The 11,404-nt window shown below is 37.1% G+C and carries 6 protein-coding genes and 3 pseudogenes; 2 read left to right on the top strand and 7 right to left on the bottom strand.

Going from position 1 to position 11,404, the window contains the following annotated elements; all coding sequences use genetic code 11:
• Positions 1–180: 180 nt before the first annotated feature.
• The gene (gene mqo, locus H514_RS0119320) at positions 181–1,683 is read left to right on the top strand and encodes a malate dehydrogenase (quinone) (protein ID WP_027448444.1); all 1,503 of its coding nucleotides are present in this window, start codon (positions 181–183) and stop codon (positions 1,681–1,683) included.
• Between the two features lie 221 nt (positions 1,684–1,904).
• On the opposite strand, the gene H514_RS0119310 is transcribed toward mqo, so the two are convergent.
• The 6 genes and pseudogenes from H514_RS0119310 to H514_RS25250 form a co-directional block, all read right to left on the bottom strand.
• Positions 1,905–2,780 carry a hypothetical protein gene (locus H514_RS0119310; RefSeq protein WP_027448443.1) on the bottom strand — a complete coding sequence of 292 codons (876 nt, stop codon included), beginning with the start codon at positions 2,778–2,780 and terminating at the stop codon, positions 1,905–1,907.
• A 197-nt stretch (positions 2,781–2,977) separates the two neighbouring features.
• Positions 2,978–4,501 carry an alkyl hydroperoxide reductase subunit F gene (ahpF, locus tag H514_RS0119305; protein WP_027448442.1) on the bottom strand — a complete coding sequence of 508 codons (1,524 nt, stop codon included), beginning with the start codon at positions 4,499–4,501 and terminating at the stop codon, positions 2,978–2,980.
• 23 nt (positions 4,502–4,524) lie between these two features.
• Positions 4,525–5,088, bottom strand: coding sequence for an alkyl hydroperoxide reductase subunit C (gene ahpC, locus H514_RS0119300; protein ID WP_027448441.1), 564 nt, complete (start codon positions 5,086–5,088; stop codon positions 4,525–4,527).
• Between the two features lie 377 nt (positions 5,089–5,465).
• Positions 5,466–6,653: a GT-D fold domain-containing protein gene (locus H514_RS0119295; protein WP_027448440.1), complete on the bottom strand. Its 1,188-nt coding sequence runs from the start codon at positions 6,651–6,653 to the stop codon at positions 5,466–5,468.
• Positions 6,646–7,701: pseudogene (locus tag H514_RS25255) on the bottom strand (polysaccharide pyruvyl transferase family protein); the annotation flags it as partial. The gene H514_RS0119295 and the pseudogene H514_RS25255, both read right to left, overlap by 8 nt.
• A gap of 99 nt (positions 7,702–7,800) precedes the next feature.
• A pseudogene (locus H514_RS25250) lies at positions 7,801–8,859 on the bottom strand (tetratricopeptide repeat-containing glycosyltransferase family 2 protein); the annotation flags it as partial.
• A 182-nt stretch (positions 8,860–9,041) separates the two neighbouring features.
• On the opposite strand from H514_RS25250, the gene H514_RS0119285 reads away from it, so the two are divergent.
• Entirely contained in the window at positions 9,042–10,769 is a 1,728-nt protein-coding gene (locus H514_RS0119285; protein WP_027448439.1) for a glycosyltransferase family 4 protein, read from the top strand.
• 56 nt (positions 10,770–10,825) lie between these two features.
• On the opposite strand, the pseudogene H514_RS25025 reads toward H514_RS0119285, so the two are convergent.
• A pseudogene (locus H514_RS25025) lies at positions 10,826–11,404 on the bottom strand (hypothetical protein); the annotation flags it as partial.

Genomic DNA, 11,404 nt, shown 5'->3' with positions numbered 1-11,404 from the left:
CCTATAGAAATGAATATGAATAAATATAAATAAGGATTTTTTAATCTTTTGTAAATAATGATACACTAGTATTAGATTAAAAATTTTTAGAAAAGATGCTTAATTAAGTCGAAACTTGTCTATTTATATCACTTAGTTGCTGCGGTTGCATCTTTTCTGTAAACATAGGGAGAATGGGACATGAGCAAAAATTATCATAAAACAGACGCTATCTTAATTGGTGCAGGAATTATGAGTGCGACGTTAGGAACGTTGCTGAAAGAATTAGCACCAAATTGGAATATTAGAGTGTTTGAAAAATTGGAAAGAGCAGGAGAAGAGAGTTCTAATGTATGGAATAATGCAGGTACTGGGCATGCTGCATTATGCGAACTAAACTATACGAAAGAACAAGCTGACGGATCAATTGATATTACAAAAGCGATCAAAGTAAATGAACAATTTCAAATTTCAAAACAATTTTGGTCTTACCTTGTAAATACCAATCTTATTCGTAACCCACAAGATTTTATTATGCCGTTACCTCATATGAGCTTTGTGCAAGGGGAGCAAAACGTCGAATTCTTGAGAAAGCGTTACCAAACGATGGGGGACCATCCATTATTTACAGATATGGAATTTTCGGACGATCCAGATCAACTGAAGAAATGGATTCCCCTTATGATGAAAGACCGTTATTTTACCGAACCTATAGCGGCAACAAAGATTGATTCTGGAACAGATGTGAATTTTGGCTCCATCACTCGTAAAATGTTTGATCATTTAGAAAGTCAAGACACTGAAGTGAACTATAGTCACAGTGTTCAAGATATTAAACGAAACAGCGATGGCGAATGGGAAGTAAAAGTATATGATATGGTTAACCATAGACTTGAATACCATACAACAGACTTTGTCTTTATCGGTGGTGGTGGAGGTAGTCTACACTTACTTCAAAAAACGGGTATCCCTGAATCCAAACATATTGGAGGATTCCCTGTAAGTGGACTATTTATGGTTTGTAACAATCCAGAGGTAGTAGCAGAGCATCATGCCAAAGTGTATGGTAAAGCGAAGGTAGGCGCACCTCCTATGTCAGTACCTCACCTTGATACAAGATTTATCGACAATGAAAAATCACTACTATTTGGACCGTTTGCCGGCTTTTCACCAAGATTTTTAAAAACCGGGTCTATGCTTGATTTGTTAACATCCGTGAAAACAGATAACTTTGTAACAATGTCAGCAGCTGGCATGAAAAACGCATCGTTAACAAAGTATTTGATTGAACAAGTGATATCTTCTAAGGAACAACGCATGGAAGACCTACGTGAGTTTATCCCTAATGCTAAAAGCGAAGATTGGCATTTAGTAGAAGCGGGTCAACGTGTACAAATTATTAAAGATACGGATTCTGAAGGAAAAGGAACACTTCAATTTGGAACAGAGGTTGTAAGTTCTGCTGATGGATCTGTGGCTGCGTTGTTAGGAGCTTCTCCTGGGGCTTCAACTGCTGTTCACGTCATGTTAGAAGTAATTGAAAAGTGTTTCCCAGAACAGGTAAAAGAATGGGAGCCGAAAATCAAAGAAATGATTCCTTCTTATGGGATATCGCTAGCTGAAAACCCTGAACTTCTACAAGAAATTCATCAAACAGCCGATGAGGCACTTGGTCTTAATCAGAAAGAAGAGGTCTATAGTTGATTGTGTAGGTTTCAAAGAATAATTGTATGAGCTCGTGATTGTAAAATAGAGAAAAGCCCAGAATCTTTGATCTACCAATAGATGGAGGTTCTGGGCTTTTGTTATTTCTTATCATAAGGCTGCAGTGCGAATAAGGTAATAATATCTTTCTTTATTTGTCAGATCCATTCTCATTAAAAGAATTCGCCCAACCCGTAGCTCGTTCGTTTCAGGACGTTGTTTTAATAACATGATTCACTTCCTAACCCAAAATAGATGTAATCCTTCGATTTTAGTGGGGAGATGTTTTCGGTATGATGCCAATCCCAGAAAATGTCTTCGTCTTTTTTACCAATAATGCCGTGCATGAGAATACCGGGACGAATTAGCTTTTCGGGTAAACCGATAATTGAGTAGGAGCGGGAAGTTTTGAGGTCATACATAAGAGCAATATCCTGGTCAATTTTCTTAATCTCAAACATGCTATGAACCGTTGAGTCATACTCAGTATACCTTTCTAGTAATAGGTCTAGATCATGCTCGTAATCCCAGTCATTTTGAAATACTTTCGGGAAATCGGTTAAATAGAGATGGTTGATGAGGCTTTCACAGGCTTTAAGCTCAGATCTATGCCTTTTACTGTAATTTAAAATGTATTTGTACCACGATGTATGTGCTCGTCTATCGAGCCATTTCACAAAAAGTTTCAGCTGCTTCATGATTGTCTCAACCTGTTTTTGGTCCTCGGTCACTTTTATAATAAGAGGGATATAACAGACGATGAACTCTTCCCAAAATTGAGGGGTGCATTGTTTCCATGATGGGGGGCAGTCATCTTCAAGGATATCTGCCATATAGGAAGAAAAATAACGGAGGAAGTCGTTGCGGTCTTGGTCAAAGTATTGCTCCTGCTTATAAGCGATAAAATCCTTTCCATAGAATTCCACTAGTCCACGATAGCGCATATCAAATTCTGAACCTATTTGTAAGTTGTTCAGAAACTCCTGACGCTCGCTGTCATTGGAAAAAGGGACCATCCATACTCTTGTTTCTGTCGTGTTTTCACAACATACTTCTTGGGCTTTTCCACTGCCACAAGAGCAAACATTACTTCTCATAGTGAATCGACCTACTTTCTTAAATTTTAATAGTTTGGGAATATAGTAACTTCATGAAGGGGGAGAACGAGGATACATAAAACATACCATATTTATGTAAATGATTAATAAAATAAAATGATTACTTTCTAAATTTTCCATTTTATTAAAAATCGCTTTACACCTATATTGGTGAAAAGCGACTCTTAATAAAAATATTAGTTCCGAATCAGATAATCAAATGCACCTAATGAAGCATTTGCACCATCGCCCATGGCAATGATGATCTGATTGTTAGGATTGTCTGTGACATCTCCTGCTGCATATAGGCCGGGGATGTTTGTAGCGTTGGCCTTATTGACTACGATTTCACCAATGCGGTTCGTCTCAACGCCTTCTAGCCATTCGGTGTTTGGAATAAGTCCGATTTGGACGAAGACGCCTTCTAAATCAATGCGGTGTTCTTCTTCGGTTTCACGATCGATATAGGTTAGACCATCGACATTGTCTGTACCTGTGATTTCCGTTGTTTGGGCATTGGTTTTGACTGTAACGTTTGGAAGGCTGTGCAGGCGATTCTGTAGAACTTCATCTGCTTTCATTTCTGCGCCAAACTCAAGGACTGTTACGTGTTTAACGATACCTGCTAGGTCAATCGCTGCTTCAACGCCAGAGTTACCTCCACCGACAACAGCTACGTCTTTTCCTTCAAACAATGGTCCATCACAGTGAGGACAATAGGCTACGCCTTTGTTTTGCAATTCCTTTTCACCAGGAACTCCAAGCTGACGCCAGCGTGCGCCTGTTGAAACAATGACACTTTTACTTTTCAGAACTGCACCATTATCGAGCTCAAGCTCGAACATATCATTCTTTTGTAAGCCGCTTGCACGCTGAAGATTCATGACATCAATATCATAATCTTTTACGTGTTCCTCAAGGCTTGCAACAAATTTAGGTCCTTCTGTATGGGTTACGCTGATAAAGTTTTCAATGCTCATTGTGTCAAGAACTTGTCCACCAAAGCGCTCTGCAACGATACCTGTGCGGATGCCTTTACGTGCAGCATAGATTGCAGCACTTGCTCCAGCAGGACCTCCGCCGACAACAAGGACATCGTACGGATCTTTACTTGATAGTTCTTCAGCACTTGGACCATCAACTAACTTATCCAGGATCTCTTCAAGTGTCATACGTCCGCCGCTAAAGAAGTCGCCATTTAAGTGAACAGATGGAACGGCCATAACGTTCTTACTTTCTGCCTCTTCTTTGAACGCTGCACCATCAATCATGGTATGAGAGATTCCTGGGTTCAGAATACTCATCATGTTTAATGCTTGTACGACGTCAGGGCAGTTATGGCAACTTAAGCTTACGTATGATTCAAAGTTGTATTCAACACTAATACTTTTAATTTGATCAATTTTTTCCTGATCAATCTTAGGAGCTCTGCCACTCACTTGTAGAAGAGCTAATACTAGAGAAGTAAATTCGTGTCCTAAAGGAATACCAGCAAACGTAACGCCAGTGTCTTCCCCAATACGATTTACACTAAAGCTAGGGGTTCTAGATAATTCTGCTTCCTCATAATTAATCTTAGAAGACATAGATGCTAGCTCTTCAACTAGAGCTAGCATCTCTTTAGATACATCATCTGAACCTGCACTAACTTTAAGCAGTATATCATTCTCCATTAATTGGAGGTATTGTTCTAATTGTGACTTAATATCTGCTTCAAGCATGGTTCATGCACTCCTTAAATCTATTAAATCTTGCCTACAAGATCTAGACTAGGCTTAAGCGTTTCTGATCCTTCTTCCCATTTAGCCGGGCAAACTTCGCCTGGGTTGTTGCGAACGTATTGTGCTGCTCTAATTTTTTGTACTAGAGTGTCTGCATCGCGACCAATTCCGCCAGCGTTTACCTCTACTGTTTGGATAACGCCATCTGGGTCGATTACGAATGTACCACGTTCAGCAAGACCTTCTTCTTCATTTAGTACCTCAAAGTTACGAGATAATGTTTGGGAAGGGTCACCAACCATTGCATATTGAATTTTGTTGATTGTTTCAGAGCTATCGTGCCAGCCTTTGTGAGTGAAGTGCGTATCTGTTGAAACAGAATATACTTCTACGCCAAGTTCTTTAAGCGTTTCATAGTTATTTTGAAGATCTTCAAGTTCAGTTGGGCAAACGAATGTAAAGTCTGCTGGGTAGAAGCAAATTACGCTCCACTGACCTTTAAGACTTTCGTTTGTTACATCGATAAATTCTCCGTTTTTGAATGCTTTTGCACTAAATGGTTGTACTTCAGTTCCGATTAAATTCATAATGTATAGCCTCCTAGAAAAGAAAATGTGTTTGATTAATAAACTCATGAAAAAGAGTTATTAATTTATAATAATTCTAATTCAGTAATTTATATTATACAATCTATGTTTTATTGTCAAGAATCTATAACGTAAAAAAGATTAATTTACTTATGTAAATATTTATAAGGGAACACAAAAAAACTCCTAGTTCATTTATTAAACTAGGAGTTTTTTCTATTAATTTTTACAGGTTTTTATTTCAAGAGAGGCATCTAACACCGGTCTTTCAATCACTTTTAAAAAGGAAATATACTTTATATATTCTCAAATTCACATGTAGAATGATAATCATTTAAGGTGCATGATCATCTCCATTATAGACAGGTAGAATGACACTAATCATTTTTCATAATTCCTTCAAAGAAACTTTTATTTTGGAGTATGCTTGGGTTGTTGGGTTCGAAACCTCTAGCTAGTTCATTATGATCATAAGCTCTTTTCACATCTCCTAATTGCCAGTAGCATACAGATAATTGAAGGTGGGGAGTCGTTGTAGACATGTGTGAACTATTACCTGTTGCTTCACCAACTTTAACAGCTTGCTTATACCAATAGGCTGCAGTTTTAAAGTCATCTCGTATAAAGTAGTAATAAGCCATTTCACAACAGTATTCTGAGTTAATGGTTCCGTTATCTAATGATCGCACTTGTGCATGGCCCATTAACAACCAGTCTATAGCATGCCCGAAATCAATCGCTACTTTATGATCTTCAGCAAGCATTCCACATATCAAATTTGCCGGAATGCCAGAAGAAACAAAGGCTACATCATAATCATATTCTTTTGTTTTTTCTACAACATCAGGAACTGCTTTCATTCCATTAACCGGGATGTTACCTACAATATTATTATAGCCCAGGTTTTCAAAGTACGCTTTACCCTTTTCCATCTTATTTCCAATTAATAATACTTTATATTTGCTAAGAATTTCATGAAGCAAAGTCGTGTAATGACATATTTCGAAATGAACAGTGGAACTAGCTAAGTTCATCTTATTTAAATCCCAATTGTGATACTTAACTAGTTTGGTGAAAAGGGTTTGAAAAGTCGGGAATCTAGCTACGGGGATCCCGATAGCATCACCTTGTAATAGCCTAGAAGCCAAAGCATCTCTTGCCTCATAGTCAGGCAATGTAACACCTGCATATTTCAGAAATTTAAGTCTTGGTTCTTTTTCGATTTCTTCACTTGAATACAATAAATCATGTGATAAAAAGACTAATTCTCCATCTCCAAGTCGAACAAGTGAATAGCCACGCTTCTTTTCTAATGCATCTCTTATCTCATTGGCAATTTCTTCTGCATTTTTTAAGTTGATCTTTTTATCTTTTAATTTTTCCATTCCTGCACTAATGATTTCTTCAATATTGTAGGGGAGGTAATGGTATTTTTTTAGCTTATTTTCGACGAGTTTATCTCCTCCATAATAAAGACCTTCAACGGCAAGGTTTTTTTCATCGCCTTTTTCTATATGTCCGAACTTCTTTAATCTTTCCCATTCCTCCCTTGGAAGGTTATGCATGATCATCCCTCCTTAGGTAAAGATGCTGATTAAAAGGCGAAGATATATGATTTATATATTCAGCCTTTATTTCGTTTACTCTATTTATGATCTTATCTCGTTCTTGATTAATTAAAGCTTCCATCTCCATTAGTTCACTCTTCATTTGCATAGAATCAGTTGGAATGACGAACTGATCTAATTGAGTTGATTTTGCGAAATCATATACTTTAAAGCCATAAGCAAGTGCAATTGGGGGTGTATTTGCTGCTAAAGAAATGAGGTTGGCATGTAGTTTTAAATTAATTGTAAAGTGGAAGTGAGAGGCTAAGTCTATTAAGAAATTCTGATCATGAAGTTTGGTGTCTAAAATGACATTTTTGTGATCATTAACCTTTTTATACAATTGCTTCAGAGCGGTTGTGTCGTGATCCCAAACAGAATATAAATATATTTTATATCCATTGTTGATATATTCTTTTAGTGCTTCAGCTAATTGATCTTCAACATTTCGTTCATTCGCCCCGTACACATGGTTAAAAGATGTTCCCCAATTAACACCGATAATCTTATTTCCTTTAAACGGAAGAATGGCTACCTTAACTTCTTCATCAACTTTCTCTTTTTGGGTGAGGAGTAATCCTGGGTCTCCGCTAATCATTAATTTTTCTTCATTTGCTCCCACTTGTCTAATTATTTCGTACGTTAAAGGGCCACGAACACCTGCAAATTCAGCATGTTCAATTATTTCAACTAGTTTTTTTTGTATATCTTCAGCCAAATAGTTATGAACATTTATCTTCTCACCCGCTGCTAATAATGGAATATCACTTTTCTCAATTAAATCTATCCCTGATCCCCAAATCATTACTTTTTTTCCTTTCTTCATTGCTTCATGTAAAACGGGAGTATTGTTTTTACATATAATGGATCCTCCGCCGAGCACGATTAAATCAAATTGATCTAAGTCAAAGTCTCTTGCTGGCTTTCGTATAGTACCGTGCAATTCCCAGTTTTCATTTCCTAATGACTCATCAAATTTTTCTTTGAAGAGATTCCACATTAATTCATCACCAAGGTTTTTGTGCCCAATCCACCCTATATATAGAACTTTCTTTTTTCCGTTAGGGGTAGGATTAGGTTCCTGCTTAAAATAGTCTTTAAAGAAATTATTATTAAACTCAACACTTGGATCATTAGGGATAAATTTTTCAGCCATTTTATTATGTTCATAAGACATTTCCATATTTCCTGTTTCCCAATAACATAACACTAAATGTAGATGGGGGAACCATGTAGAATAGGCAGGTTTTTGAAAACCTCCGTTATCCTTTTGTTTCGTGTTGATAGCGGTGTTAAACCAAAAGATCGCGCTTTGATAATCCTTTTTGCCCATAAAATATTCACCTAGACGACAGCTTATCTCTGGACGAGGTAAATCATATTGAAAAGATTTACATAAAGCATTTAATTCTTCATCCTTTTCACCAAGTCGCCTATAACAGTCAGCCATATTAATACAAGCCATTATCTCATCTTCAACCCATCCCTTTTTGGTTGCTAAAAATTCTTTATAGTAGAGGGTGGCTTTTTTATGGTGGTGATTGTCTTTCAATTCGTTTGCATAATAATACAAATCACGTGGGGTGAATGGTTCGCCTCTCTTTAACTTTTTTTCATAAATTCTTAGGTTTCGTCCCCCTTCAATACTGGTGTTTTTCTTCTTCTGTTTATTATGAGTGATTGCGATATCAGAACCGATAATGTTTCCTGATACCTCTAAATACTCATGAACAACTCCATGCCATTTAAAATTTCTTTCTCGTTTAACAAGGCGGTTACGACGAAGGTTGAAAGTTGGATTTCCATGTTCATCAAAAGCTAAATGATAAAACATGGAAACTGCATCCACTGACGGATCCAAGTTCTTTTTTAGGGTTAATAGTTTTTTAAGGTCCTTTGTCTTTAATATGTCATCTGCATCTAACCAAAGAATGTAATCCATCTTTGCATGACTAAAGGAAAAGTTTCTGGCAGCTGAAAAGTCATCAACCCATTCAAAATCGATAACTTTATCCGTGTATTTAGCTGCAATTTCTTTCGTTTCATCTGTTGAACCTGTATCTACAATAATGATTTCATCACAAGCTTTTTTGACACTCTTTAAACAATTTTCTAATACTTCTTCTTCATTTTTAACGATCATACATAGGCTAATTGTTGTCACATTATCCCTCCCATTTAAGGTCATATGTTTCCATTCTTATGCACTATATGCGAGGTAAACCCTTATGTGTGGGGGAGTGTAGGATGTTTTATCAAAAACAACATTTCACCCAAACTCCACTCACTTCATAAGTTCTCCTTAATAAACTATAGAAGGTTACTATATCGATTTTGGAGGTCATCATGATACAAGAACTGAAATTGAAAGAGTTTAATAAACGGTTAGATCGTCTTCCTCTTGCACAGAAACAAAAATTAGTGAGGAAAGAACCAGTTGATTCATCAGCAAACTTACACGTGGTCTATGTTATGAGTCATGTGGGGGTGAGTGGTGGGGTAAAAGTGATCTTTGAACATGTGAATCGCTTAAAGAAGTTAGGTGTAAAAGTATCAATTGTCTCCCATTTTGAAAAACCAACATGGTATCCGATTGAGGCGGACTATATCCAGGTTCCTTTTGATTTAGAGCTTGCAAAAGGAATTCCTGATTGCGAAGTTATTGTAGCTACGTACTGGGATCATATCCAAGCATGTGTAGAAACAGGAATTGCTCCAGTGGTTTACTTTGAACAAGGTGATTTTCATCTGTTTGAATATAAGACGATGAATGCTACTTTAAAAAAGTTTATTCAAAAGCAATATGAACTACCTGAATTTATCTATACAGTATCGGAAAGTACTGCTCAATATATTGATGAGATCTATAACCGTAAAGCTAAAGTTATCCATAATGCCATTGATGAAACGGTTTTCTCTGACCAAGTAGAAAAGTTTAAAGCTGTTAAACCTTATCTAATAATGGTGGGTGCAGAATCAGCAAAGTTTAAGGGAATTAAAGATATTCTGGAAGCTTATCAGATCATAAAAGACACAGATCTGCAGTTAGATCTATATTGGATTACTCCTGAGGAACCTAGTGGTGAAATGAAAAATAAGGTGACAAAGTATTTTGTTCAACCCAATCAAGAAACCATCGCTCAGCTATACCGGGGAGCAAGTGTGTATGTCTCAGCTTCCCATTATGAAAGCTTTTCTTTACCACCATTAGAGGCAATGGCATGTGGCTGTCCGGTAATTACAACCAATAATAAAGGTGTGTTGGAGTATGCTGTGCATGAAGAGAATTCTCTTATTTCTGAAATGAAAAACCCACAAGATATAGCTTCAAAATTAAAACGCATACTAGGTGAACAACCATTAAGAGATAAGATCATTCAGAATGGTCTGGTTACTGCAAGGAAATTTAGTTGGGACCAAATAATGGCTGAAGTGCTGCGATATTATAGGGGGATATCCTCATATAAGGTATCTCCAAAAAACAGTTTAGAAGAATGGGATATAATCTTAAGAGAAAATATGTTTTTACAAAAAGCGGATGTTCAGAAGTTTGAAAAGTTCTTACAGAATTCTGAAGCGGATTTAGTTCAAGTACCTGTTGTTTATGATATGGATGGTTTTGTCGAGATAGCCAGGTGGGAAGTGGTGGCTAATCGCAAACAATCGATGAGCACAAACATAGAAACATGTTACTGTCCTGCATTGCCTAAAAACCATTTTTCAATTCTAAATGATAAAGCGTATCGAGCATTTTATAAAAGGGAATACGATGAGGCTATGGAGGAGTTCAAAGTCCTTTATAACCGCTCTGATCTGTCGAGAAGAACAATATATTTTCGTTGGATTATATTATGTCTATATCGTCTTCAAAGGAAGCGAGAAGCGAGGGTGAAATTAAGAAATTGGCAGGAAGACCATACACATAATTATTTTTCTGAGTTAGGCTTGCTTTCAATGCTCATTGATGGTCATAAAAACCAACCCTTATTTAATGAACTTTGTCTATTAGGAGATGCTACGTCATATCCTGAATTTATCTTCCGTATTAAGAAACATTTAGAAGAAGTGGAATAATATTGAATGGAAAAAGAGGCAGGGTAACCCTACCTCTTTTTTACATAGATTATATTTTATACTGTGTCATTATCTAATTGAACAATAGTTATTGCAGCACCATTTATATCGGCACCAGCTACGCTAGCTAAAACATGAACTGTTCGGTTACTTATATTTCGAAGTTCAAGTATTCCACCTTCTGGAATATGAACAATGGCTTCACCATTAACCTGTATTTTAGTTTGAGCACCTGCCGGTTGGCTTGCAAGAACTATAGTTTCACCAAATCTACTGGCGTCTACATCTAAACCGTCTACAAACAATGCGAAAGCTCCTTCTACAATTTCAGTTGGCGGTGTGTTATTAAAGATCACACTGTAGTTAATGAGGTAATCTCCTTCATGTTCTACTTCGATTTGTGTGAAAGTTCCTTCCATAACGTTTACTGGAGTAAAGTCGTCCTCTGTACATTCTCCTTCTTCGTTAAATGGAATGCTACTATTTGGTGCTACATTAATTGTTGTACCTTCAAAGTAGAAGTCGCAATATCTCGGTAAGCATACACACTCTCCAGTCGGCCCGGTAGGTCCCGTAGGTCCGGTCGGCCCAGTAGGTCCGGTCGGCCCGGTAGGTCCAGTCGGCCCGGTAGGTCC

This window comes from Pontibacillus marinus BH030004 = DSM 16465 (assembly GCF_000425225.1).
In the GTDB taxonomy this organism is placed as follows: domain Bacteria; phylum Bacillota; class Bacilli; order Bacillales; family BH030062; genus Pontibacillus; species Pontibacillus marinus.
Note: the sequence above shows the minus strand (reverse complement) of the source record. Positions and strands in the feature narration are given on the sequence as shown.